Annotated in this window: 20 protein-coding genes, 1 tRNA gene and 1 pseudogene; 12 read left to right on the top strand and 10 right to left on the bottom strand. The window is 61.2% G+C overall.

Annotated features, from left to right (window positions below; genetic code table 11):
* Nucleotides 1-3: 3 nt before the first annotated feature.
* On the top strand, nucleotides 4-339 hold the full coding sequence (locus I5P96_RS04780; RefSeq protein ID WP_223383418.1) for a hypothetical protein: 336 nt from the start codon (nucleotides 4-6) through the stop codon (nucleotides 337-339).
* A gap of 770 nt (nucleotides 340-1109) precedes the next feature.
* On the opposite strand, the gene I5P96_RS04785 is transcribed toward I5P96_RS04780, so the two are convergent.
* From I5P96_RS04785 to I5P96_RS04805, 5 genes are all read right to left on the bottom strand, one after another.
* The gene (locus I5P96_RS04785) at nucleotides 1110-2327 is read right to left on the bottom strand and encodes a carboxynorspermidine decarboxylase (protein ID WP_223383419.1); all 1218 of its coding nucleotides are present in this window, start codon (nucleotides 2325-2327) and stop codon (nucleotides 1110-1112) included.
* Nucleotides 2327-3586: a saccharopine dehydrogenase family protein gene (locus I5P96_RS04790; RefSeq protein WP_097793184.1), complete on the bottom strand. Its 1260-nt coding sequence runs from the start codon at nucleotides 3584-3586 to the stop codon at nucleotides 2327-2329. The genes I5P96_RS04785 and I5P96_RS04790 overlap by 1 nt, the downstream gene beginning before the upstream one ends.
* Nucleotides 3587-3648: 62 nt before the next feature.
* Nucleotides 3649-4524, bottom strand: coding sequence for an agmatinase (gene speB, locus I5P96_RS04795; RefSeq protein WP_223383420.1), 876 nt, complete (start codon nucleotides 4522-4524; stop codon nucleotides 3649-3651).
* The gene (gene speE / locus I5P96_RS04800) at nucleotides 4524-5381 is read right to left on the bottom strand and encodes a polyamine aminopropyltransferase (protein WP_207686217.1); all 858 of its coding nucleotides are present in this window, start codon (nucleotides 5379-5381) and stop codon (nucleotides 4524-4526) included. The genes speB and speE overlap by 1 nt, the downstream gene beginning before the upstream one ends.
* A 10-nt stretch (nucleotides 5382-5391) precedes the next feature.
* Nucleotides 5392-6858, bottom strand: coding sequence for an aminotransferase class I/II-fold pyridoxal phosphate-dependent enzyme (locus I5P96_RS04805; protein ID WP_118552667.1), 1467 nt, complete (start codon nucleotides 6856-6858; stop codon nucleotides 5392-5394).
* Between the two features lie 661 nt (nucleotides 6859-7519).
* Between I5P96_RS04805 and I5P96_RS04810 the strand changes: the two genes are divergently transcribed.
* The 4 genes from I5P96_RS04810 (at nucleotide 7520) to I5P96_RS04825 (ending at nucleotide 12804) form a co-directional block, all read left to right on the top strand.
* Nucleotides 7520-8239: a LytR/AlgR family response regulator transcription factor gene (locus I5P96_RS04810; protein ID WP_223383421.1), complete on the top strand. Its 720-nt coding sequence runs from the start codon at nucleotides 7520-7522 to the stop codon at nucleotides 8237-8239.
* Between the two features lie 15 nt (nucleotides 8240-8254).
* The gene (locus I5P96_RS04815) at nucleotides 8255-9568 is read left to right on the top strand and encodes a sensor histidine kinase (RefSeq protein ID WP_223383422.1); all 1314 of its coding nucleotides are present in this window, start codon (nucleotides 8255-8257) and stop codon (nucleotides 9566-9568) included.
* Nucleotides 9569-9610: 42 nt separating this feature from the next.
* Nucleotides 9611-11656 (top strand): hypothetical protein, encoded by a 2046-nt coding sequence (locus tag I5P96_RS04820; protein ID WP_223383423.1) that lies wholly within the window; start codon nucleotides 9611-9613, stop codon nucleotides 11654-11656.
* A 269-nt stretch (nucleotides 11657-11925) separates the two neighbouring features.
* Nucleotides 11926-12804 (top strand): hypothetical protein, encoded by an 879-nt coding sequence (locus I5P96_RS04825; protein WP_223383424.1) that lies wholly within the window; start codon nucleotides 11926-11928, stop codon nucleotides 12802-12804.
* An 81-nt stretch (nucleotides 12805-12885) separates the two neighbouring features.
* Here I5P96_RS04825 and I5P96_RS04830 read toward each other — a convergent pair whose 3' ends face one another.
* Nucleotides 12886-13542 carry a Crp/Fnr family transcriptional regulator gene (locus I5P96_RS04830; RefSeq protein ID WP_223383425.1) on the bottom strand — a complete coding sequence of 219 codons (657 nt, stop codon included), beginning with the start codon at nucleotides 13540-13542 and terminating at the stop codon, nucleotides 12886-12888.
* 86 nt (nucleotides 13543-13628) lie between these two features.
* Here I5P96_RS04830 and I5P96_RS04835 point away from each other — a divergent pair, with 86 nt between their 5' ends.
* Nucleotides 13629-14339 carry an ATP-binding protein gene (locus tag I5P96_RS04835; RefSeq protein ID WP_223383426.1) on the top strand — a complete coding sequence of 237 codons (711 nt, stop codon included), beginning with the start codon at nucleotides 13629-13631 and terminating at the stop codon, nucleotides 14337-14339.
* A gap of 49 nt (nucleotides 14340-14388) precedes the next feature.
* Here the strand turns inward: I5P96_RS04835 and I5P96_RS04840 are convergent, their stop codons facing one another.
* The 3 genes from I5P96_RS04840 to I5P96_RS04850 all read right to left on the bottom strand — a co-directional run bounded on the left by I5P96_RS04840 (nucleotide 14389) and on the right by I5P96_RS04850 (nucleotide 16201).
* Nucleotides 14389-15225: a hypothetical protein gene (locus tag I5P96_RS04840; RefSeq protein WP_223383427.1), complete on the bottom strand. Its 837-nt coding sequence runs from the start codon at nucleotides 15223-15225 to the stop codon at nucleotides 14389-14391.
* Between the two features lie 13 nt (nucleotides 15226-15238).
* Complete coding sequence (locus tag I5P96_RS04845) at nucleotides 15239-15922, bottom strand: gamma-glutamyl-gamma-aminobutyrate hydrolase family protein (RefSeq protein WP_223383428.1); 684 nt, start codon at nucleotides 15920-15922, stop codon at nucleotides 15239-15241.
* 187 nt (nucleotides 15923-16109) lie between these two features.
* A tRNA-Ser gene (locus I5P96_RS04850) sits at nucleotides 16110-16201 on the bottom strand.
* A 263-nt stretch (nucleotides 16202-16464) separates the two neighbouring features.
* Between I5P96_RS04850 and I5P96_RS04855 the strand changes: the two genes are divergently transcribed.
* Nucleotides 16465-17484 (top strand): alpha-hydroxy-acid oxidizing protein, encoded by a 1020-nt coding sequence (locus I5P96_RS04855; protein ID WP_223383429.1) that lies wholly within the window; start codon nucleotides 16465-16467, stop codon nucleotides 17482-17484.
* 226 nt (nucleotides 17485-17710) lie between these two features.
* On the opposite strand, the gene I5P96_RS04860 is transcribed toward I5P96_RS04855, so the two are convergent.
* The gene (locus I5P96_RS04860) at nucleotides 17711-18661 is read right to left on the bottom strand and encodes an RluA family pseudouridine synthase (protein ID WP_097793198.1); all 951 of its coding nucleotides are present in this window, start codon (nucleotides 18659-18661) and stop codon (nucleotides 17711-17713) included.
* A gap of 159 nt (nucleotides 18662-18820) precedes the next feature.
* Between I5P96_RS04860 and I5P96_RS04865 the strand changes: the two genes are divergently transcribed.
* The 5 genes and pseudogenes from I5P96_RS04865 to I5P96_RS04885 all read left to right on the top strand — a co-directional run.
* The gene (locus I5P96_RS04865) at nucleotides 18821-19552 is read left to right on the top strand and encodes a hypothetical protein (RefSeq protein WP_223383430.1); all 732 of its coding nucleotides are present in this window, start codon (nucleotides 18821-18823) and stop codon (nucleotides 19550-19552) included.
* Nucleotides 19553-20023: 471 nt separating this feature from the next.
* The gene (alaS, locus tag I5P96_RS04870) at nucleotides 20024-22684 is read left to right on the top strand and encodes an alanine--tRNA ligase (RefSeq protein WP_223383431.1); all 2661 of its coding nucleotides are present in this window, start codon (nucleotides 20024-20026) and stop codon (nucleotides 22682-22684) included.
* Between the two features lie 84 nt (nucleotides 22685-22768).
* Nucleotides 22769-23101, top strand: a complete 333-nt coding sequence (locus I5P96_RS04875) for a histidine triad nucleotide-binding protein (RefSeq protein ID WP_097793200.1) — start codon at nucleotides 22769-22771, stop codon at nucleotides 23099-23101.
* Nucleotides 23102-23141: 40 nt separating this feature from the next.
* Nucleotides 23142-23681, top strand: coding sequence for a phosphoribosyltransferase family protein (locus I5P96_RS04880; protein ID WP_097793201.1), 540 nt, complete (start codon nucleotides 23142-23144; stop codon nucleotides 23679-23681).
* Between the two features lie 627 nt (nucleotides 23682-24308).
* Nucleotides 24309-25187 (top strand): annotated as a pseudogene (locus I5P96_RS04885) (ComEC/Rec2 family competence protein); the annotation flags it as partial.
* Nucleotides 25188-25356: the final 169 nt, after the last annotated feature.

Genomic DNA, 25356 nt, shown 5'->3' on the forward strand with positions numbered 1-25356 from the left:
CATATGCCCCGTCCCAAAGGAAGCAAGAACAAGCCCAAGACCGTAAAAGCAACTGTTGACTTTGCTGCGCAGCTCGTTGAAAAGCAGTCTGCAAGGGAAGTCGCTGCCGCCGAAATCGCATCTATCACTGCTAATATCGACACTCTGAAAGCTGACCTGAAAACTAAGAAAGCAGAGCTAAAATCTATCGACAAGGAAATCACCAGAATCGAAGCCCAAAAGGTCAAGGCTGAAACCAAAGCAGCGGAATCGGCAAAGAAAGCCGAAGCCGAGGACGTACTGAAAAAGCTGTTAGCAAGTGGCGTGAGTGCAGACGAGATCCTCGCAAAACTGAAATAATCTTATCAAAAATCCAAAACCGTGTGGACGGAGTTACAAAATCCCATCCATACGGTTTTCTAATGGAATAATTGCTTCATATCAAACAAAATGCATCCATTTCTCACTCCAAGCCTCAAAATCACTTCCGGTGAAATTTCAGCAAAAGAGACATCAGAGGAGCGCATCTGGGCAGAGCAAACGCCCCCGGCGGTGCTCCGGGCCCCGGACGCTCCGAACTATGTGTTCCGTGAAAATAGACTTTCCAATATGGGAAAAATGCATGCCGGATGTAAAATTGACGGAAACCTTGCAAATGACGCTGAAACGTGATATAATCGTGGTACGAACAAGCCGGTTTTGGTACGACAACGGTATGCTGTAGTACTGTAACTGTTGTTTCGAAATTATGAACGACTACAAAAAATGTGTGAAAATTTAGCGTAGCTACGACGACACCTATCAGGTTCAGGTCGTGTCCTGGTACGACAATGAGAACTCCTACACTTCTCAGATGGTCCGTACCATTAAGTACTTCGCTGAAAACTGCTAATCACAGCTCTACGCTCAAAAGTGCTTGAGATGCCGTGCTGAGTAACAGCCTGTGTTGACCTTTCTGGTACGAACATGCTGTGATAGGTGCGACAACAGGAACTTGAGTTCTACACCCTTCCTTTTGCGGGTCTCCGTGAGAGGAAGGGTGTTTTTGTTATGTGAGCTCCATCATAAACCAAGCGCCCCTTCCGATGTGGTCTGCCACAGGGAAGGGGCGCGTTTGAATGCGGGATATTTTATTTTTTGCTATTTCCCACCCGCATCTTGAAATCCTCATACCCGAACTTTACAAGCTCGCGGCAGGTGCCGACGGCGTCCATCGCCCAGATGGGCGGAAGGGGCATACCGTTGAAGGTGTTGTTTTTGCAGGTGGTGTAGATGGCCATATCCCCGAAGAGGAGACGGTCGCCCTCAGTGAGGGGGGCGTCGAAGCTATAATCGCCGATGACATCCCCGGCCAGGCAGGTCGGGCCGCCGAGCCGGAAGGTGACGTTTTTTTCACCGGGGTCGCCCGCGTTCAGCAGGGGCGGGCGATAGGGCATCTCGATGACGTCCGGCGTGTGGCAGGCAGCGGACAGATCCAGGATGGCAAGGCTGGTATCGCCGTTGCGCAGGGTGTCCAGCACCGTGGTGACGAGATAACCTGCGTTCAGCGCCCAGGCCTCGCCGGGTTCCAGATAGACCTGTACGCCGTACTTCGTCTGCGTCTCGGTGATGCAGCGCTCCAGCGTGGGCAGGTCGTAGCCGGGGCGGGTGATGTGGTGTCCGCCGCCAAAGTTCAGCCACTGCATCCGGGGCAGCAGGTCGCCGAAGCGGTCTTCCACGGTGGCCAGCGTCAGGGCCAGCGCGTCGGAATCCTGCTCACACAGGGTGTGGAAGTGCAGGCCGTCCAGCAGACCCGGCAGGGCCGGGTCTGCCTGCACAGCGGCGTCCCACTGGGCACGGGTGGTGCCCAGGCGGCTGCCGGGGGCGCAGGGGTCGTAGATCGCGTGGCCTTCCTGGGTCGAGCATTCCGGGTTGATGCGCAGACCGACGCTCTTGCCCGCCGCTTTGGCTGCCGGGCCGAATCTGGCCAGCTGGCGGGGCGAGTTGAAGACGATGTGGTCGGCGTAGTGCAGCAGCTCGTCGAATGCGTCGGCCCGGTAGGCGGCGCAGAACACGTGGTTCTCCTTGTCGGGCAGCGTTTCCCGGCCGAGGCGGCTCTCATAGAGGCCGCTGGCCTCGGTGCCCGCCAGATAAGGCGCCAGCAGGGGGTAGAGGTCGAAGTTCGAGAACGCCTTCTGTGCCAGCAGGATCTTGCAGCCGGTGCGCTGCTGCACCCCCAGCAGAAGTTCGCCGTTGCGGCGCAGCTGGGCTTCGTCCAGCAGATAGCAGGGGGTGGGCAGGGCAGACAGCGCGGTCTCGGAGAGGTTCGCCAGCCCGGCAAAGGGCGGGCGTGTGTCCCGCAGCCGCATCAGTCCACCAGAGCCGGGGCGTGGCTCTCAGAACGGGGCAGGCCGTACTTGTCCAGAGCGTCCAGATACGGGTCCGGATCAAACTCTTCCACCGTGTGGACGCCCTTGGTGGTCCACTTGCCGGTCAGCAGCATGAGGGCGCCGCACATGGCAGGCACACCGGTGGTGTAGCTGATGGCCTGCGAGCCGACCTCGCGGTAGCACTCCTGATGGTCGCAGACATTGTAGATATAGTAGGTCTTTTCCTTGCCGTCCTTCTTGCCGGTGAAGATGCAGCCGATGTTGGTCTTGCCCTTGGTGCGGGGGCCGAGGCTGGCGGGGTCGGGCAGGAGGGCCTTGAGGAACTGGATGGGCACGATCTCCTGCCCGTTGAACTCGATGGGCGTGGTGGACAGCATCCCCACGTCCTCCAGGCAGCGCATGTGGTCGAGGTAGCTCTGGCCGAAGGTCATGAAGAAGCGGATGCGCTTGGCCTCCGGGATGTTCTTGGCCAGAGACTCGATCTCCTCGTGGTGGAGCAGGTACATGTCCTTTTCGCCCACCTGATCGAAGTTGTATTCCCGCTTGATGCTCATGGCCGGGATCTCGACCCAGTGGCCGTTCTCCCAGTAGCTGCCGGGGGCCGAGACCTCGCGCAGGTTGATCTCCGGGTTGAAGTTGGTGGCGAAGGCGTAGCCGTGGTCGCCGCCGTTGCAGTCGAGGATGTCGATGGTGTCGATGGTGTCGAACTCGTGCTTCTTGGCGTAGGCGCAGTAAGCCTGGGTCACACCCGGATCGAAGCCGCTTCCCAGCAGCGCGGTCAGGCCGGCTTCCTCAAACTTTTTGGCATAGGCCCACTGCCAGCTGTAATCGAAGTAGGCAGAGAAACCGGCCTCCTTGCAGCGCTTCTCGTAGATGGCGCGCCACTCCGGGTCGTCCGTGTTCTCCGGCTCGTAGTTGGCGGTGTCCATGTAGTTGACGCCGCAGGCCAGGCAGGCGTCCATGATGGTCAGATCCTGATAGGGCAGGGCGATGTTCATCACGAGGTCGGGCTGGTAGCTCTTGATGAGGGCAATCACTTCGTCCACCTTGTCGGCGTCCACCTGGGCGGTGGTGATCTGGGTGGCAGTCTTGGGGGCCAGCTCAGCCGCGAGCTTGTCGCACTTGGACTTGGTGCGGCTGGCGATGCAGATCTCGGTAAACACTTCGGGGACCTGGCAGCACTTGTGGATGGCGACGGAAGCCACGCCGCCGCAGCCGATGATCAGAACTTTGCTCATGGTAGGTTTCTCCTTTGTTATCATATATCGCAGCGCAGAGCGAACGCCTGCGCGTGGTTTCGTCAGACCTGGAAGCCGGGCCAGCCCTTGTCGAGCGCGATCAGCAGCTCCCGCAGGACTTTGCAGGCCGTGGCCGTGGAAACGCCGGTGATATCCAGCGTGGGGGCCAGCTCGTTGAGGTCGGCACCGACGATGTTCGCCCTGGTCACAGTGCGGATGGCATCCAGCAGCTGCAAAAAGCTCACGCCGCCCGCTTCGGGGGTGCCGGTGCCGGGGAAGCAGGAGGGGTCCAGGCAGTCGAGGTCGATGGTCAGGTAGACCGGGGCCTTGCTGGCACAGAGCTGCTCGGTCAATTCGGCAAGGCCGGTGAAGTCGAACTTGTGCATCTCGGTGTGCTGGGCTGCAAACTCGAACTCGGCGCGGTCGCCGCTGCGGATGCAGAACTGGTGGATGTGCCCGTCGCCGACCAGCTCGTGGCAGCGGCGGAGGACACAGGCATGGCTGAGCCGGGCACCGAGGTAGTCGTCCCGCAGGTCGGCGTGTGCGTCGAAGTGGACGATGTGCAGGTCCGGGTACTTCTTCACGGCGGCCCGCACGGCCCCCAGCGTGACCAGATGTTCGCCGCCCAGCAGGAGCGGGAACTTGCCGTCCTTCAGGATTTCTTCGGCGCGGGCTTCGATGTCGGCCAGCGCCGATTCGCTGGAGCCGAAGCAAAGCTCCAGGTCGCCGCTGTCGAAGATGTCGAAGTCGGTCAGGTCGGCGTTCTGGTAGGGGCTGTAAGTCTCCAGCCCATAGCTCTCGTGCCGGATGGCGGCCGGGCCGAACCGGGCACCGGGGCGGTAGCTGGTGGTGGAATCATAAGGCGCACCGTACAGCACGATGCTGGCGGCGCGGTAGCTGCTGTCGCAGCCGATAAAGGTCTCAACGTTGGGTTGCATCAGTGTTCCTCCACTTCCCGCAGCATCTCTTCGAGGAAGGCGGGCAGATAAAATGCGCCGACATGGAGCCGGGCGGTGTAATAGCGGGTGCGCATGTTCAGCGCCTTCCATGCGTCGGCGTCGAGGTCGTCGATGGGGTGATATTTCTTGCTGGCAAAGCCGAACAGCCAGTACCCGGCGGCAAAGGTGGGGATGTGTGCCTGATACACCCGGCTGATGGGGAAGGTGGACGCGATGCGCTTGTGGCTGCGCTGCATGGCGCTGGCGTCCTCGGCGTAGAAGGGGCTGCCCTGCTGATTGACCATGATGCCGTCGGCCCGCAGCGCATTGAAGCAGCTGCCGTAGAACTCGCGGGTGAACAGGCCCTCGGACGGGCCGAACGGGTCGGAGGAGTCCACGATGATGAGGTCGTATTCTTCTTCGCACCGGCGGATAAACTTGAGCGCGTTCTCAAAGTAGATGTGCACCCGGCGGTCGTCCATCCGGCAGGCGTTGCCGGGCAGATAGGCGCGGCAGGCCTCCACGACCTGCGGGTCCATCTCCACCAGGTCGATCCGCTCCACCCGGTCATAGCGGGTCAGCTCCCGCACCACGCCGCCGTCGCCTGCGCCGATGACGAGGATGTCCCTGGCCTCCTTGTGCACGGCCATGGGCACATGGACGATCATCTCATCGTAGATGAACTCGTCCCGCTCGGTCAGCATGACGTTGCCGTCCAGCGTGAGCACCCGGCCGAACTCCGGGGTCTCGAAGATGTCGATGCGCTGATAGTCGCTCTGCTTGGAGTAGAGCTGCTTATTCACCCGGATGCTGTGTTTCACATCCGGGGTGTGAAATTCCGAAAACCAAAATTCCATGTTTTCCTCCTCAGGCCAGAACGTTCAGGTGTAAAATGTCGGGGTCTTCCGGGCCGGTCATACTGCAGCCCTTGGCCTTGGCGTACTCGATGTAGTTCAGGATCTCCTTCGTGATGCGCTCGCCGGGGGCCAGAATGGGGATGCCCGGCGGGTAGCACATGACGAACTCGCTGCAGACCATGCCCACGGTCTCGCGCAGAGGCAGGCTCTTTTTGGGCGCATAGAAAGCCTCCTGCGGGCTGGTGGCCACCACAGGGTCGATGTATTCCTGGCTGAGCAGGCCGGTGCCGTCGGTGCGGTAGCGGCGCTTGATCTCGGCCAGTGCGCTGACCAGCCGCTCCACTTCCTGCGGGCGGTCGCCGATGGAGAGGTAGGCCAGGATGTTGCCGATGTCGCCGAACTCAATCTGGATGTCGTACTCATCGCGGAGGATGTCATAGACCTCGATGCCCGCCAGGCCGATGTCCAGCGTGTGGACGCTGAGCTTGGTGGTGTCGAAGTCGAAGACCGAGTTGCCGTTGCACAGCTCCTTGCCGAAGGCGTAGTAGCCGCCCACCGCATTGATCTCCTCGCGGGCATACTCGGCCATGTCGGCCACCTGGTGGAAGACCTGCCGCCCCCGCTGGGCCAGATTGCGGCGGGAGATGTCCAGGCTGGACATCAGCAGATAGCTGCCAGAGGTGGTCTGGGTCAGGTTGATGATCTGCCGCACATAGCCGGGGTGGACGTTCGGCCCGATGAGCAGCAGGCTCGACTGGGTCAGGCTGCCGCCGCTCTTGTGCATCGAGACGGAGGCCATGTCGGCCCCTGCGGCCATAGCCGAGACCGGCAGCCCGCCGCCAAAGTAGAAGTGGGTGCCGTGGGCTTCGTCCGCCAGGCAGAGCATCCCGGCGTCATGGGCCATCTTGACGATGGCGCGCAGGTCGCTGCAAATGCCGTAGTAGGTGGGGTTGTTCACCAGAACGGCCACGGCGTTGGGGTGCTCCCGGATGGCCTTTTCCACCTGCTCCCGCTTCATGCCCAGTGAGATGCCCAGGCGCTTGTCCACCTCCGGGTTCACGTAAACGGGTACAGCGCCGCAGAGCACCAGCGCGTTCAGCACGCTGCGGTGCACGTTGCGGGGCAGGATGATCTCATCGCCCCGCTTGCAGGCGGTCAGCACCATGCTCTGCACCGAGCTGGTGGTGCCGCCCACCATCAAAAAGGCGTGGGCCGCGCCAAAGGCGTCGGCGGCCAGTTCTTCGGCCTCCCGGATGACCGATACCGGGTGGCAGAGGTTGTCCAGCGGTTTCATGCTGTTCACATCCACGCCCACGCACTGCTGGCCCAGAAAGGCGGTCAGCTCCGGGTTGCCCCGGCCGCGCTTGTGGCCCGGCACGTCAAAGGGCACCACCCGCATCTGCCGGAACTGTTCCAGCGCTTCGTAGATGGGTGCCCGGCGCTGGTCCAGCCGGAACCGTGTACGGTTCTCACTCATGTTCTTTTCCTCCGTCCCTGATCCCCTGACAAACAAAAAAGCGCAGGACCAACACCCAAAGGTGCAGACCTGCGCTTTGAAAAAGCGTTTGAATGTGCGCACAAAGCCCCCGGCGGCGAGCCGGAGCCGGACGGTGTGCAGGATCCAAAAGACGGGATGAGGAGAGTCTATATAGCAATTACACTTTTACTACTCTTATTGACCGTTTCACAAGTCTGCGCAGCGGGTGCGCAATTTCATGGCTGTAAAGGAACCAACTTATAAAATTCGAGCTCTTAACTCGATCAATAATGGCGGCGATGCCGCCGGTCGGCAGTGGACCCGGCTGTCCGTATGGCCTTAGCCCCGATGGGCGGTCCCAGGTAAATTGCTTTGAAAAGACTCCGACATGCTTTGTCTCTCAAAATCGAATGTTATCTTATCATGCCGGTTTCGCGCTGTCAATCCTTTTTTGAAAAAATGTGAAAAAAGGAATGAAAAAATACAGATTATGGAGAAGGCGGCAGGAACCGGGCAGACCAGACGGATTCGGTGCTTTTCGATACGCTTTGGCGGCGCAGATGGGGCAATTCTGCGTGAAAGGGGGTGTTTCGCGCGTGAAAGGCAGGTGCAGGGGGCGGAAAAATGTGGTACAATCAAGTTGCAAGGGGGGAGCGTAGCGATGGAGCTGCGGATCGCGATCGTTGAAGACCAGAAGTTTGAAGCCCAGCGGCTGGAGCGGCTGCTGCGGCAGGCGTGGGGAGATCCTGTCGTCTGCGACCTGTACGAGAGCGGCGACGCATTTTTGCACAGAGCCGCCGCCGGGCCGTATGCCGTGGTGTTCCTGGATATCTGCATGGAGGGCACGAACGGCATCGGGACGGCCCGGCAGCTGCGGGAAAAAGACCCGCATCTCCTCATCGTCTTTGTGACCTCGTCGCCGGAATACGTGTGGGAAGCCTTTCCGGTGCATCCGTTCGATTATCTGCTCAAGCCGTATAAAGAGGAAAAGATCCGGCAGCTGACCGCCGAACTGCGGCGGGTGCTCTGCCGCCAGGAGCCGGAGCTGGAGGTGCGCATCGCCCGCCAGACCGTGCAGCTGCCGCTGAATAAGATCCTGTATGCGGAATCCCAGAACCACTTCGTCCGGATCGTGACCGACGATGGCGAGTGCCGGGCCGCTGCCACCTTTGCACAGGTGGAGCAGCAGCTGAAGACGCAGGAGAACTTTCTTGTCTGCAACCGGGGCCTGCTGCTGAACATGGACAAGGTGCTGCGGTTCGAGGGCGACTGCATCGAGATGCTGGACGGTGCCCGGCTGCCCGTCCGCCTGAAGGATAAAAACAGCCTGTTTGCACAATTCACACAATATCAATTCCGCCACATGCAGCGGGAGTTCTGAGAGGAGAAAAACGCCGTGGATGCTGTGTTGTTCGGACGCTACTTTCTCGAATTTGCATTGTTGTATCCGGGGGCCTATCTCTGCCTGGCCCCGCTGCGGGACCACCTGAAGGCCCCAAAAACGACCTGCTGGATCGCGGGCGGTGCCCTCACGGCGCTGTGCCTTGGGTGTGCAGCGCTGTGCACGATCTCTGAACTGCCCAGCAACGTTTTCCTGCTCCCCATCCTCATCGTCTCGTTCCGGCTGCTGCGATGGCGGACAGAGGGAGTGACCGTCGGCCAGACGGCCTTCCTGTTCTCGATCTCCGCTGTCATGCTGGCGGTCTGTTCGCTGCTGGCCGTGGTGCTGAACGCCCGCGCCGAGACCGGAAACCAGCAGGAGGCCAATCTGGTCTCCACAGCGCTGCTGGCGCTGGGGCTCTCGGCGGTGCTGAGCGTCCTCTTCCATTTCACAGCCGTCCGGTGGAGCGCATGGCTCTTGCAGGAATATCACGGCGAAGCGTTCTGGCAGTCGGCGTGGCCGCTGCCGGCCATCTATGCGGCCTTCCTCATTTTCTGCATCCCGCTGGACCCGTCGGTCGTCCTGCTCAACCGGATCATGATCATTGCAGTGCTGGCGGTGTCCATCTCACTGCTGGGCATCTTCCTGCTGCTGTACGAGATGTACCGGGTGGCGCAGGAGTACACTCGGAACACCCAGCTGGACCGGGAAAACCAGCTGCTGGGCGTGGAATCCCGCCGTTATATGGAGCTGCGGGAATATATGGAGCAGACCCGCAGCCTGCGGCATGATTTCCGCCAGCACCTGCACGTCATCTCCGGCCTGACCGAGGCCGGGCAGCTGGACGAGCTGAAACACTACCTCAGCCAGTACGAGAGCGAGCTCAGCGAGGCCCGCCCCACCCTGTGCGCCAACCCCGCAGTGGATGCGCTGGCGGGCCACTACGACCACGAGGCCCGGCAGAAGGGGGTGCCCATCGAATGGAAGCTGGAGCTGCCCGTTCTGCTGCCCATGCCGGAAGCCGACCTGTGCATGATCCTGGGCAACCTGCTGGAAAATGCGCTCGATGCCAGCCGGAAGCTGACGCCGGACCAGCGGCAGATCCGGGTGATGGTCCGGATGCTCAGCCCTGCCATGCTGGGCATCGTGGTGGAGAACCGCTACGACGGTGTGCTGAAAAAGCAGAGCGGCATCCTGCACTCCACCAAGCACGAGGGGATTGGCATCGGGCTGGTCTCCATCGAGACCGCCGTCCACAAGTACAACGGCGATTTGACCGTAGAAACGAAGAACAACGTCTTCCGAGCCAATGTGCTCCTGAATTTATAACGAATCGACAACGCATCAATGGAAAATTGGAGGATCGACACGATGAAAATGACACGACGCAGCTTTCTCAGCGCATCTGCATTCACCCTGCTGGCCTGCGGCCTTGCACCTGCCGCCCATGCGGAGGAGACCAACAGCCTGTTGACCGGGCTGCTGGGCAGCAAGGCGGAGACCGCTCTTCCGCCCAAGCCTCTGACCGCCAAGGTCGTGGATGCCAACCCCTTTATGGGCTTCAGCGAGTCCAACATCCACCACGACTGCTACAACACCGACTCCACAGATGCCGTGCTGCCCATCGGCATCTGCCCGGAAGTCAATGTAGCGATGGAAAAGGTCAACCCCAATGCCTCTCCGGCCATCTTCTTTGACAATTTCGACAACCCCATCAGCCCGTTCCTGGGCGGCCTCGCCATCCGGGACCTGGATGCGGAAGAGGTGACCACGCGGGGCTTCTTCTCGCCCACCAAGCACGACGGCGGCGGGTATGTCATCCAGAGCTCTTATTCGTTCGTGGACGGGCGGAACCTCATCGTCTGCCCAACCAGCCACAACCACGTCCTGATGCTCCGCGCCGCCGACGAGAACGGCACCCCGCTGCCGGTGTTCGAAAAGGTGCTGGACATTGACATCAAGGCCGCAGCCGAAAAGGTGCTGGGCAGAACGCTGGACCAGAAGCTCCTTTCCGTCGTCTTTGACTACGAGGGCAACCTCTGGTTCGTGACAGGCGGTTTCCGCATCTACCCCAGCCGGGGCCAGCAGGGCGCGATGGGCTATGTCTCCCATGCCGCCATTGAGGCCATCCTGGCGGGCGGCACGGCCGACCTCGACCACGAAGTCCACGTCTATGCGCCCATCGCCGGGGAAGGTGCCGAAAACGGCATTGCCGCCTGCAAGGAAGGCGCGGTCATCCTGACGAACCTGGCCTGCTACCTGCTGCGGGCCAACAACGGCGTGGAGGTCGTCTGGCACACCGGCTACAACAGCGTGGGTGCCAAGGACAGCCATGAGGGCGACGCCACCACCGGCGGCGGTCTGGCCTGGGGCAGCGGCTGCTCGCCCTCCCTCAGCCGGGACCTGGTCTTCTTCACCGACAATCTGGACACCGTGAGCCTGCTGGCGCTGGATATCCACACCGGTGCCATCGTGGCCAGTCTGCCCGTCATCGACGAGCTGCCCGCCAATATGCCAGTCTCGGTGGAAAACTCCGCCATCGTCTACGACCACGGCACCGGCACCATCAGCACCATCGTCTGCAACTGGTTCGGCGCCGGCAGCCCGAACCTCGCCAAACCCGACAACGATTCCTCCATCCAGAGCTACGAGAACATCTACGACCGCAACTGGCTGATGAAGGGCAACAGCATGATCATGCCCGGCATCGAGCGGGTGGATACCATCCGGACCGACGACGGCTGGACCATGAAGAGCGTCTGGTGCCGCGACGACCTCAGCGACACCTCCATGATGAAGCTCTCCACGGCCACCGGTTATATTTACGGCTTCGTGCAGGATGTGGACAGCGGCATGTGGCAGTACATCGTGCTGGATTTTGAGACGGGCAGGACCGCGCTCACCGTGGACGTCGCGTCGCTGTACGGCTACAACAACATGGCCATCGGCATGTATGCCGGGCGGGACGGCAACAAGCTGTACTGCCCCACCGGCTACAAGGAGCTGCTCCGTTTGCAGGACCGCTTCGTCTATCTGCCGGAGATGCCCTACCGCAAGGTGGACCTGGATAAGACCCGCCGCACCGTCGTTTCGGCGGCAGAATTTGCCGCAGCAGGCGGGCAGGGCACCCCGGCGACCTGGCTGCACACCGTCACCTTTGATAACCTCCACCCCCAGACCATTGCCGCCATCCGGGTCAACGGCCTGACCGGCAAGGCCTCCGACTACAAGCTCTACGCCAAGGGCACCGATGGGCAGTATCACGCCTTTACGGGCAGCTGGTCGCTGGAAAATGCCTCCGGCCGTCTCCGCGCGCAGAAGGTGTACGAGATCCGCTTCGCCCTGCAGGACGGCGGCGACTTTGACCTGAGCACGGACGCAAAAGAAGTGACCGCAGCCATCCTGCTGGCCCGTTGACCCCCTGAAAACTGTCCTTCTCTCTTCTCGTTTGAAAACCGCCGTCTGCTTTTGGATTCGTTTGAGCAGACGGCGGTTCTTTTTGGTTGCACTTTGGCGGCAGAGCCTTTGAACGCTGCGTCCGGGAACCCTCGCAGACCGGCCCAAAACGAAAATCAAACAGAAATTTCACGATTTAGGGGTTGTGTTCCGGGGTGCAAAATGGTATGCTTGAGACACTTTGCAGCTTCCTGCGGGAAATTTCAGGGGAAGGGAGCGTCTGATAGAAGATGCAGAAACACACAAAACAGTTGATCGCAGCCGTTGCGCTGCTTCTTATTGCAGCGGTGCCGCTCGCACTGCACATCGCAAACGCAGACTCCACCGACGAGACTGTGGCCAGCGCTGCGGCCAGCAGTTCGGAAGCGCAGGCAGAAGCGCCGGTGTCCTCCAGTGCGGCCAGTGCCGCAGACTCCACCAGTGAGCCGGAGCCGCAGCCGGAAGAGGAGCCGGACGCATCCTCGGAGGAAGCGGACAGCAGCGCAGAGAGCGGGGACGCAAGTGCGTCCTCGTCCGAAGCAGCCGCTTCCTCGAAGCCCGCATCGAGCCACGCCGCTTCTTCGAAGCCCGCTGCACATTCGGCGGCGTCGTCCCACGCGGCATCGTCCTCGCATTCGGCCGCTTCGTCTCATGCGGCGTCGTCCTCGCATTCGGCGTCGTCTTCGACATCGGCCTCGTCTGGCAGCTCGCATACAACGGAGACCACGGATGCAAAGGTCAATGCGTATGTGCGGCGGCTCCGGAACCTGCAAAAACGCAGCAGCAAAAAACTGTATCAGACCGCGAGCAGTGCGTACAGTGAATATATGGAGCACCCCGTAGAAGAACGGAATCTGGCGTTGAAGGTCTCCATCGTGCTGGGGAAGACGATGGAATTGACCAAACTGCAGAGCGAATGCGACAAGGAGTTCAAGGAAATCGTCACGGAGCTGCGCCAATACCTGCGGGAAAATGGTTACGACCAGAGCATTGCAGATGCTGCGGAAAAAGAGTACAAAGAAGAAAAAGATGCGATGATCAAAGAGCTGACGAATGTGACCTACAGCCAGGTGACCGGCAAGGGCGAAGGCGGCAAGTGGCTTCAGGAACACGCGGACATGGGCCAGTAAGACAGAACATAACACAAACGCGCAGAGCGTGCTTCCCGAAGCGGGGAAGCGGCTCTGCGCGTTTTTCTGTACGTTTGGCACTCACAGCAGCTCCGGCAGCTGCCGGAGCACGAAGTGGTTCTTGCGGAAGGTGAGCAGCCCTTCGTCCCGCATCCGGCACAGCTCCTTGGAGAGGGCGCTGCGGTCAAGGTTGAGGTAGTCGGCCAGCTGCTGGCGGTTGAAGGGGAGGTCGAACTCCATGCCGCCCGCCTGAACGGCCTGACCGGAGAGGTAGGTCAGCAGCCGCCCCCGCACGGTCTTGGGGGCGGTGCAGAGGATGCGGCGGGAGAGGGCAAGGTTCTTTTTCATGGAGACACGGAGCAGATTCCGCAGCAGGCGGTCCTGCCAGCTGTGTTCGGCGTGGGGGCGGGAAAGGGCAGCCGTGTCCAGAAACAGTACTTCGCAGTCTGCCGCCGCGAGGACATCCACCATCAGCGGCTCCCCGCAGAACGCATAGGTCTCGGCAAAGGCCTGCCCCTCGCCCACCTCGCTGAGGATGCTTTTGCTGCCCCAGAGGTCGATGCTCTCGATGTGGACGGCACCCCGCAGCACGATGCCGATCTCATGCACGGTGTCGCCGGTGCGAAAGATGGTCTGGCGGCGGGCAAAAGCTTTCCGCCGCAGGCAGCGGCCGCGTTCCATCTGGTCGATGTCGGCCTCGGTCAGGCCCTGAAACAGAAAAATCGAGTGATAATCCATAAAAATCCCTCTTTGTGGTTACAACAACCGAATCTTTGCTGTCATTATAGTATACTGTGCACAGAAAAAGCAAGGAGGATTCTCTTATGATTCGAAAAATCATTCACATAGACGAGGAAAAGTGCAATGGCTGCGGTGCGTGTGTCACGGCCTGCCACGAAGGGGCCATCGGCCTGGTCAACGGCAAGGCCAAACTCATGCGGGACGATTACTGCGACGGCTTTGGCGACTGCCTGCCCGGCTGCCCCACCGGTGCCATCACCTTTGAGGAGCGCGAGGCTGCGGCGTATGACGAGCAGGCCGTGCTGGAGAACAAGCAGAAAAAGGCCGCTGCCGCTGCTGCCCCGGCACACTCCGGCTGCCCCGGCCACCAGATGCACCAGTTCGACCGCAAACCGGCCCCGGCCCCTGCGGCAGGCACCGCGATGCCCTCTCAGCTGGGCCAGTGGCCCTGCCAGATCAAGCTCGTGCCCGTGAACGCGCCCTACTTCAAGGGGGCAAAGCTGCTCATTGCGGCAGACTGCACGGCCTACGCCTATGCGAACATCCATCAGGAGTTCATGCAGGGCAGGATCACCCTCATCGGATGCCCCAAGCTGGACGCCGTGGAGTACAGCGAGAAGCTGACGGCCATCCTCTCCCAGAACGAGATCCGGAGCGTGACGGTGCTGCGTATGGAGGTGCCCTGCTGCGGCGGCCTCGAACACGCTGCCGTGACGGCCCTGAAGAACAGCGGCAAGTTCATTCCCTGGCAGGTGGTGACCTTCTCCATCGACGGCCGCATCCTGGACCGATAAAAAGAGAAAGCAAGAGCTGCTGCACGGCGGGTGCAGCAGCTCTTGCTGTTTAAGAGGCGGCTTTTTGAAGCACTTCTGCAAATTTCTCCAGTGCCTGACGGAGCTGGACGAAGTTGTCCACATCGGTGTCGCTCATCCGGGAGGTGGGGGCCACCACGGCAGTCTCAGCGGCGGTGACGGTGCCGCTGAGCGAGATGCGCACTTCGTGTTCGGGGATGGTCAGCAGGATGTGGAGCGGCGTCGTGCCGGAGAACAATTCCTTCAGCGGCAGGCCGACGATGCAGGTGAGGTCGGTCTCCCCGGCGGGCAGCTGGTAGTAGGTGTAGCCGTCCAGCGCCCCGGCGGGTGTGACCTTTTGCAGGGCTCCAAGCCCCAGTGTCAGGTTCGTCATGTCCTGCATCTCCACGGCGGAAAGCTCCACGCCCAGCAGGGAAGCCAGCTGGGTCTGGGAGATGTAGCTGCCCATGGACCAGTTGGGCAGCACCAGCCCGGCCAGCGGGGCCGCAGCCACGATCTCTCCGCGCAGGTAGGTGTAGAGCTGCCCGGCGTCGTACAGCGTCTCGTTCGCGTCGATGTACACCCGCGTGAAGGCGGAACCGCTCTTCTGGGAGGTCAGCGCGAACTGAATTTTTCCGGGTGCATACTGGCCGGAGACGGTGCCCTGCGTGGCCCCGACCTGTTCCAGCACCCCGTACAGCGCAGGCGTCCGGGAAGCCGTAGAGGTGACGGTGTAGCGGAAATCGAAGTCCGCCCCGGCCTGGATGGCCTTGACTTTGCGGGACAGCAGACCGTACACCGTGCCGCCCGCCGCCAGGCAGAGCGCCAGCAGGCAGAGAACCACCACGAGGGCGGCACGGCCCCGCTTGTTGTTTTTGGGAGCAGTCATGGAAAAACCTCCTTTATTTCGAGCAGGCGTTCACGAACGCATCGAACAGACCCTGCATGGCGGGATCTGCGTCGCTGAGCCATTCCGGGTGCCACTGGACGCCGAGGCAGAACCTTGCGTCCGGCTTTTCGATGGCTTCCACGATGCCGTCCTCGCTCAGCGCGGCGAGGGTGAAGCCGGGGGCGACCCGGTCCACGGCCTGATGGTGCTGGCTGTTGACGAGCACGGTGTCCTGCCCCAAAATGCGGGAAAGCAGGGTGCCCCGGCGGACGGTGACGGTGTGGACTTTGGCCCAGTGGTCGTTGTGCGGCAGATGTTCGAAGGGCTTGATGTCCTGATACAGGTCGCCGCCCAGCACGGCATTCATGACCTGGATGCCCCGGCAGATGCCCAGCACCGGTTTGTCTGCGGCCAGAAAGGCGCGCAGCAGCAGCGGCTCGGCTGCATCGCGGAGAAGATTCGGCTCGCCGCAGGCGGGGATGCGCGCCTGCCCGTAGAACTTCGGGTCCATGTCGCCGCCGCCGGGCAGCAGCAGGCCGTCGCAGGTCAGGGCGTCCTGCACTGCCTGTTCGGGGTCATTCAGCTCGACCCAGCGCATCCCGGCTCCGGCGCGGGCCAGACTTTCCATGTATTTGGATTGTGCCACGGTCGGCTCCGGGTCGGTGCTCATCCGCGGCATGGCGATCACAACACGCATATTCAACTGCCTCATTGTTTGCAGCCGCTGCCCGCGAACGCGGAGTCCGGCTGCCTTTGTAAAAAGCGGGGAATTGCCCGGTCTGCCAAGGGCTCTCCCTTTGGGAGAACGGTCTGCGAAGCGGACGAAGAGGGCAGGCCCGCTGACCGATAAAACAAAAACCCGGAACCATCGGTTCCGGGCATTTTGGCGGAAAGATGGGGATTCGAACCCCAGAACGCTTTTGACACGTTACACGATTTCCAGTCGTGCGCCTTAGACCAACTCAGCCATCTTTCCACATCTTCGATTTTCAGCGTTTCGGGCCGTGGCCCTCAGCGCTCCACTATAATACCTGAAAGAAGCACTTTTGTCAAGGATTTTTTTGAAAAAATTTCAGAAAATCAAAAAATGACACAGGCTCGAAGAAGAAATTCTGAAGGAAATGCCGCTGCCCGATAAATCCTCTTGACGCAAGCCCCAAACAGGACTATGATGAGGGCAGAGAGTGTGCGAAATGGGAAATTTCGCAGGGATTGGATGTAAATAGGAGGACGATCACAATGGATTATTCAGACGTTTTGAGCAATGCCCGGCAGAACATCGGCAAGTATTGCAAGGCCTGCCCGGTGTGCAACGGCGTGGCCTGCAAAAACCAGATCCCCGGCCCCGGTGCCAAGGGCGTGGGTGACACAGCCATCCGCAATTATAATAAGTGGGCCGACATCCGGGTCAACATGGACACCCTGTGCGAGAATGGCACCCCCGACACCCATGTGGAGCTGTTCGGCAAGAGCTTCCGCCTGCCCTTCTTCGCAGGCCCGGTCGGCGCGGTGAACCTCCACTACTCGGACGCCTACACCGACATGACCTATAACGATGTGCTGGTCCGCGCCTGCGCGGAGAACGGCATCGCTGCCTTTACCGGCGACGGCACCAACCCCGACGTCATGACTATGGCCACCCAGGCCATCGGCGCGGCAGGCGGCTGCGGTGTGCCCACCATCAAGCCCTGGAACATCGACACGGTCAAGGCCAAGATGGACCAGGCCAAGGCCAGCGGCTGCTTTGCCGTTGCCATGGATGTGGATGCTGCCGGTCTGCCTTTCCTGAAGAACATGACCCCTCCGGCGGGCAGCAAGAGCGTGGCCGAGCTGAAGGAGATCGTTGCACTGGCGGGCCGTCCCTTCATCGTCAAGGGCGTCATGACCGTCAAGGGTGCGCTCAAGGCGAAGGAAGCCGGAGCGGCGGCCATCGTCGTTTCCAACCACGGCGGCCGTGTGCTGGATCAGTGCCCGGCGACGGCAGAAGTCCTGCCGGAGATCGCAGATGCCCTCAAGGGCAGCGGCGTGAAAGTTCTGGTCGATGGCGGCATCCGCTCCGGCGTGGACGTCTTCAAGGCACTGGCTCTGGGCGCGGACGGTGTGCTCATCTGCCGTCCCTTCGTCACGGCGGTCTACGGCGGCGGCGAAGAGGGTGTCAAGTGCTACATCGACAAGATCGCCGGGGAGCTGGCCGATACCATGCAGATGTGCGGGGCACACTCCATCAGCGAGATCGCCCGCGAGATGGTGCGCATCTAAAGGTGATATGTACTCTTTTGCGCGCCAAAAGAGTACCAGAAAAGCGCCCGCTACTTCCGAAGCGCGGGAGGCACGGCCAAGGGGCTGCTCGCCCCTTGGAACCCCAAAGAAGTAGACAAACCCCTGAAAATCGGGAGATTCCCGCCTGCGGCGTGAAGATCTCTTTCCGATTTTTCAGGGGTTTGTTGATTTGCGGCGCTGCCGCAGATTCGCGGATGAATCGGCGTTATTTCAGCGTCCCATCCAGCACCTGCTGGTAGTACCACGGTTTCGGGGCACGGAAGACTTTGCCGGAAAGGTCGGCGAAGTCGGGCTGGGTGAAGCGGGGGAGGGCAAGCTCCCAGGCGCAGAGGGCCTGATACTTCAGCTTCAGTTCGCGGTTGGCGGAATTGTTGCCGTACTTGCTGTCGCCGAGGATGGGGCAGCCGATGCTGGCCATGTGGGCGCGGATCTGGTGGGTGCGGCCGGTGATGAGCCGGACTTTGAGCAGGGCCAGACGGCCGGAGACGGCGATGGTCTCATACTGGGTCTCCACATCCTTAGCACCGGGCTGCTTGTCCTCCACGATCTTGACGATGCCGCGGTCGGCATCCTTGAGCAGGTAGCCGCCGAGGGTGCCGTCCGGCGGCACGGGGCGGCCGAAGGTGACGCAGAGATAGGTCTTTTTGACCTCGCGGTTCTTGATGACCTCCAGAAACAGCTGCTCCGCCTCCGGCGTCTTTGCGAGGATGACCAGACCGCTGGTGCCGGTATCCAACCGGTGGCAGAGGGCGGGGGTGTAGAGGTCGTTCTCCTTATATTCGCCCTGCTGGTTGAGGTAGAGCAGCGCGCGGTTGAGCAGGGTGTCGTCCTCCGGGCCGTCCACGGCCAGACCGGCGGGCTTGTTCACCACCAGGATCTGCGGGCAGTCGTAGATGACCTGCGCCGGGCCGCGGGCGTTCTTCCAGGCCGGGCCTTCCACCCGCTTGTCGGCGTCCAGCACCTCGTCCAGAATGAACAGCTTGATCTCGTCGCCTGCCATCACGCGGGTGGAAAGCGGCTGCTTTTTGCCGTTCAGCTTGATCTTGTTCTCGCGCAGGGCTTTGTTCAGGCGGCCCGGATTCAGCGCCGGGAACTGCTGCATCAGATAATTGTCGAGCCGGGTGGGGGCAAGACATTTTACTTTTACGATCTTCACGGAAATTTTCCTCTCTATCTTGAAATAGAATGCGTCTTTGAATCGTTTTTATTGTAGCTGAACCGGGCCGTTCCGTCAAGCGAGCGGAACGGAAAAATTCCGGGTTGCTTTTTTTGTGAAAAGCGTGTATCATCGGATGCACAGAAAGAAGGGGTTCGTATGAGATTCTATTATAAAGTATGGATGCTTGCTGCGGCTCTGGCCGTCGGCGTAGGGCTGGCAGGCTGCGGGGCGTCCGCTTCTACGGCCAGCAGCCCGGCGGCTTCGAACAGTGCTGTGCCCGCTTCGTCCCGTGTGCAGGAAGAAGGCGTTGTGGAACCTGTCGGCCGTTTTACCATAGAAGACATAACGAAAACACCGGACACGATCACATTCGTTTCGGCGGATATTGCTTCTGAGGTCAAGGACGGAACCGTCACAGCCCGAATCTACAGCTATGATGCCTACGAGAAAGCCGACATCGATGCGCTGAAAGTAGGCGATAAAATTCGGCTCCACGTAGAATATATGACGGGAAATCAGTATGCCGAAGTGGAAGTGACCAGCATCGAGAAGAACGATCCGTATCATACTGTAACGATCAACGGTGGAATCGAACAGGAGGGTGGTCTGGACCTGATTTTAATGGATGGTTCGGAGTATTACCGTACCATAACATTTGATGACTATCCGGTTTACTATGAAGTCGGTGAAACAGAACTGAGTCTGGCAGACGATGTGGTGCTGAAAGACAGCTCCGCTGACCCGCAGGCCGACGCGGTGGAGACGACCGGTGCGCAGGCTGTGGCGGCTGCAATCAATGCAGACCCGGACAACTGGACGGTGTACAATACGACCCTTGTAGTACAGGAGGGCAAAATCGTGGAAGTGCGCCGCATCTGGGTGCCGTAAGGGAACGCGCAGCCTGCCCGACCTGCCAAGGACTCTCCCTTTGGGAGAGCTGGCGCGAAAGCGCCTGAGAGGGGCTTGACAAATGCCGCAACCATGCTATAATCTGAATTGAACGCAAAGGGGAGATTTGCCCGTTTGTGTGGAAAAACAGATTATGACAGATGGCAACGATGGGGTCAGAAAAACAGACGATGCCGCCCAGAGAGAACGCCCGCTTCGGGCTGCAAGGCGTTCCGGCAGAGGGTTTTTCAAGCCGCCCCGGAGCTTCCGGCGAAAAAAGCCGGACGCAGCGCAGCGTTACCGCGCACAAAGCGGCAGGGGGCAGAGTCTCCTGCAATTTGGGTGGTACCACGGAGCTTTCACACAGCCTTCGTCCCTTTGTTGGGGCGGAGGCTGTTTTTGTTTTCGCCTGTCATAAAAATACTGCGTCCGGAGGAGGACGCCGGAAAAACCACGAGGAGAGATACAGTTATGCAATGGACCGGTTTGAACGAACTGCGCGAAAAGTACCTGAGCTTCTTTGAAGGCAAGGGCCACCTGCGCCTCGACAGCTTCCCGCTTGTCCCGAAAGATGACCCCAGCCTGCTGCTCATCAACAGCGGCATGGCCCCGATGAAGAAGTGGTTCCTCGCACAGGAGGAGCCGCCCCGCCACCGCGTGACCACCTGCCAGAAGTGCATCCGCACCCCGGATATCGAGCGCGTCGGCATCACCGCCCGCCACGGCACCTTCTTCGAGATGCTGGGCAACTTCTCTTTCCAGGATTACTTCAAGGAAGAGGTCATCCCCTGGGCATGGGAGTTCCTGACCAGCGACGAGTGGATGGCCATCCCCAAGGATAAGCTCCACATCTCTGTCTACGAAGAGGACGATGAGGCTTACGACATCTGGACCAAGAAGGTGGGCATCGCCCCCGACCACATGGTCCGTCTGGGCAAGGAAGATAACTTCTGGGAGCATGGCTCCGGCCCGTGCGGCCCCTGCTCGGAGATCTACTTCGACCGCGGCCCGGAGTACGGCTGCGGCAAGCCGACCTGCGGTGTGGGCTGCGACTGCGACCGCTATATGGAGATCTGGAACCTGGTATTCAGCCAGTTCGATGCCGACGGCAAGGGCCACTACGAGCGCCTGGCACGGCCCAACATTGATACCGGCATGGGCCTGGAGCGTCTGGCCTGCGTGATGCAGGGCGTCGGCAACCTGTTTGAGGTCGATACCGTCCAGAGTGTGCTGCACCATGTGGAGCACATCGCGGGCAAGACCTACGGTGCCAATGCAAAGGACGACATCTCCATCCGCGTCATCACCGACCACATCCGCAGCTGCACCTTCATGGTGTCCGACGGCATCCTGCCCTCCAACGAGGGCCGCGGCTACGTGCTGCGCCGTCTGCTGCGCCGTGCCGCCCGCCATGGCCGGATGCTGGGCATCAGCCGCCCCTTCCTGGTGGAGCTGGTCGAGACCGTCATCCAGTCCAGCGAGTCTGCTTACCCCGAACTGCGTGAGCACGACGCCTATATCAAGAAGGTCATCGGCACCGAGGAGGCAAACTTTGCCCGCACCATCGACGCCGGCATGACCATCCTGAACAACATGATCGACGGCCTGGAAAAGGCCCACGAGCATCTGCTGAAGGGTCTGGACGTCTTCAAGCTGAACGATACCTTCGGCTTCCCCCTCGACCTGACCAAGGAGATCGCAGCGGAGCAGGGCATCGACATCGACGAGGAAGGCTTCCACACGGAGATGAAGAAGCAGAAGGAGCGCGCCCGCGCCGAGCGTCTGAAGAAGAACATCTCCGGCTGGAGCGAGGACCTGTTCGGCAGCCTGAACACGGAGCCGACCGTCTTCACCGGCTACGAGACCCTGAACGACACCGGCGTCGTGGTCGCCCTGAGCGACGAGGAGACCCTGACCGATGCCATCGCTACCGATGAGCAGGCCAAGGAAGATGTTCTGGTCGTGCTGGACAAGACCCCGTTCTACGCCGAGATGGGCGGCCAGGTGGCCGACCACGGTGTGCTGACCAGTGCAGACTGCTCCCTGCGTGTGCTGGACGTCAAGAAGACCCCCAAGGGCTACTACGTCCACACCTGTGTGCTGGAGAGCGGCATCGTCAAGGTCGGCGACCATCTGACCGCCAAGGTCGATAAGGAATACCGCATGGCCGTCTGCCGCAACCACACGGCTACCCACCTGCTGCAGGCTGCTCTGCGCGAAGTGCTGGGCGACCATGTGCACCAGGCAGGTTCCTATCAGGACGGCGGGATCACCCACTTCGACTTCACCCACTTCAGCGCAGTCACCGCAGACGAGCTGGCCCGCGTGGAGAAGATCGTCAACGACCGCATCTTTGACGCCATGGATGTCACCGTGAAGGAGATGCCCATCGACGAGGCAAAGAAGCTGGGCGCAATGGCCCTGTTCGGCGAGAAGTACGGCAAGGTCGTGCGCGTCGTCGATATCGAGGGCTGGTCCACCGAGTTCTGCGGCGGCACCCATGTCCGGAACACCGCCCAGATCGGCTGCTTCAAGATCGTCAGCGAGTCCTCTGTGGCTGCCGGTATCCGCCGCATCGAGGCCGTGACCGGCAAGAACCTGCTGCTGCGCGCCAACAAGCAGGAAACGATGCTGCACACTGTGGCGGCTGCCCTCAAGGCCAACAATGTGGCCGGTCTGCCTGCCCGCGCCGAGGCTGTCATGGCCGAGAACAAGGCCATGAGCAAGGAGCTGGACGATATGAAGGCGAAGATCGCTGCCTCCAAGGTCACTAGCCTGTTCGACGACGCAGAGGAAGTGGGCGGCGTGAAGATCGCTTCCGCTTACTTCACCGGCACCTCCGGCGACACCCTGCGCGGCATGTGCGATACCGTCCGCGACAAGGCCGTCAACCCTGTGGTGGCCGTTCTGGTCGGCAAGGCCGAGGATAAGATCACCATGGCCGTCACCGTCAACAAGATGGCACAGGAAAAGGGCCTGAAGGCGGGCGTTCTGGTCAAGGAGATCAGCGCCATCGCTGGCGGCAAGGGCGGCGGCAAGCCCGACTTTGCAATGGCCGGTCTGAAGGACGAGAACAAGATCGACGAAGCTCTGGCAGCCGTCAAGGGCATCGTCGAGAAGCAGCTGGGCTGAACATGAAAAAATAACCTCTCCGTCAGCGCCCCTGAAAAGGGGTGCTGCGCAGAGGAATAAAAAAATCCGAAAGGAGCAATTCCCATGGAAGATTGTCTGTTTTGCATGATCGCTGAGGGCAAGATCCCCTCGAAAAAGCTGTACGAGGACGATCAGGTCGTTGCTTTTTACGACATCAACCCGCAGGCGAAGGTGCATTTCCTGGTCGTGCCCAAAAAGCACATCGTTTCCGCCGCTGCGCTGACCGAAGAAGATGGTGCCCTGCTGGGCCACATCTTTGCCGTCATCGCAAAGCTCGCCAGGGAGCAGGGCCTCGACAACGGCTACCGCGTCATCTCCAATGTCGGTGAGGACGCCGGCCAGACCGTGAAGCACCTGCACTTCCATGTGCTGGGCGGCGAAAAACTGCCCGTCTGAGCCAAAACCAAACGGAACTACAAAGAGAAGGGGAATTGTTATGGCTGAAACCTATACGCTGAACGTCGCGGGCCTGACCCGTGAACTGACCATCTGCAAGGTCAATGACCACATGGACATCGCTGCTTTCATCATGCTGGGCGATACCGAACTGACCGTGGCCGCTGCCGCCGAGCTGCTGAAGAAGTGCCCGGAGTTCGACATCCTGCTCACCGCCGAGGCCAAGGGCATCCCGCTGGCCCACGAGATGAGCCGCCAGAGCGGCAAGCCCTACGTCTGCGCACGCAAGGGCATCAAGCTCTATATGAAGGAGCCGGTCGTCGTCGAGGACCAGTCCATCACCACTGCGGGCAAGCAGAAGCTCGTCATCGACCGCAAGGAGCTGGACAAGATGAACGGCAAGCGGGTGCTGGTCGTGGACGATGTCATCTCCACCGGCGGTTCGCTGAAGGCGCTGGATGCGCTGGCCGAGCAGACCAAATGCACCATCGTGGGTCAGGCCGCTGTTCTGGCCGAGGGTGATGCGGCGGAGCGCAAGGATATCATCTTCCTGGAGCCGCTGCCCCTCTTCCTGCACTAAATCATGAGACGCCCGCTCTGCCTCTTTTGCGCCGGTGCGCTGGGGGTGGAGTTGGTGTGCGCCTTTTTGCCGCAAGCATGGCTTTTGCCGCTGCTTGCGGCAATTTTTGTTTGCGGGCTCCTTGCCGCTGTGCTGGGCCGAAAGCCCCTGAAACTGGGCGGCATTCTGCTGCTGGCAGGGGCCGTGCTGGGCCTGGGGGCGGTGCTGCGCACCCACGCCCGGCTGAACGCTCTGCAGGCCGCCTATGACGGCACCTCTGTCACGCTGACCGCCGAGGTGGAGCAGGTCCGCAGCTCCTTTTATCCGGGCGTCATGGATGCTGTCCTCCGTGTGGAAACAGTGGACGGCGAAGCAGCGGACTTCCGCGTGGAATGCGCTGCCCTGCCGAGATGCAGCGCCGGGGAGCGGGTGCGCGGGACCTTTGCGCTGGAAGCACTGCCGGAAGGAGAACAGCGTTCCGCCTATGCCGACGGCATTGCATTGAATGCAGAACTTGCCGGGGGCGCGAAGCTGGAACGTCTGGGAGAAAGCCGCTCGTTCCGCGCCCGGACAGCCCGCCTGCAAAGCCGGTTGAGCGCTGCGTTGCGGCGCGGCATGGCGGAGGGCCCGGCGGGTGTTCTGGCTGCAATGGTCACGGGTGACCGCACCCATCTCTCCACCCGCCTCCGGAATGCGTACCGCGGGGCCGGGCTTTCCCATGTGCTGGTCGTCAGCGGAATGCACGTCTCCATCCTCTGCGGAAGTGTGCTGGCCCGGTTCCGACTGAAACGCAGAAAACTGCGCAGCTATGCCAGCTGCCGCCGGAATGCTCTGCTTCGGGCCGGGATGGCGGTGCTGCTGGTGGGAGTGACCGGCTTCACGCCGTCCGTCCTCCGGGCCGGGGCAGCCGTGTGGATCAGCGCGCTGGGCGTCTGGGTCTATGGCCCGGCGGATGCGCTGACCTCCCTCGGCGTGGCGGGTGTGCTGATGACCGCAGGCAACAGCTACGCGGTCTGCGACATCGGGTTTGAGCTTTCCTATGCGGCGGTGCTGGGGACGCTGGTGGGTGCCGCACTGGCCCGCCGCAGTGTAGAACGGCGGGAAGAAAAACGCCGCCGCAACAAAAAAACCGCCGGCAAACGCGGCGGAGTCCTTGCAAACTGTCTGCAGCAGCAGGGGGCAGCGGTGTGGGAGACGCTCTGTGTCTCCGGCTGTGCCTGCATGGCGACCTTTCCGGTGCTGGTGCTGCGGGGCCTGAGCACCAGCCTGTATGCGCTGGTCTCCAGCGCGGCCGTGCTCTGGCTGGTCGAACCGATCCTCTTGCTGGGGCTGGCGGCAGCACTCACCGGGCTGGCCCCGGCGCTGGAGCCGCTGCACCGGGCCACGGCGTTCGGGGCAGAAGTTCTGGTGGACCTGCTCGACCGCTGGGCCCTGTGGGTGTCCGGCTGGCCGGGTGCGCAGATCTGTTTTGATACGGCCTACGCGGCGCTCGTCTGCCTGCTGCTGGCCGCATTGCTGGGGCTGGCCTGGTACTGGAACATCCGGCTGCGGGCGGCGGTGCCCGCTGTGCTGCTCACAGCGGCGCTGGCCATCGGGGCCGGAAACGCCCTCAGCCGAGACGTGGTCCGCGTGGAACTGGTGGGCAGTAAAACGGCCCCGGCGGTCATCCTCTCGCAGAACGACCGGGCCGTCGTGC

The sequence above is a fragment of the Faecalibacterium prausnitzii genome (assembly GCF_019967995.1).
Taxonomy (GTDB): domain Bacteria; phylum Bacillota; class Clostridia; order Oscillospirales; family Ruminococcaceae; genus Faecalibacterium; species Faecalibacterium prausnitzii_E.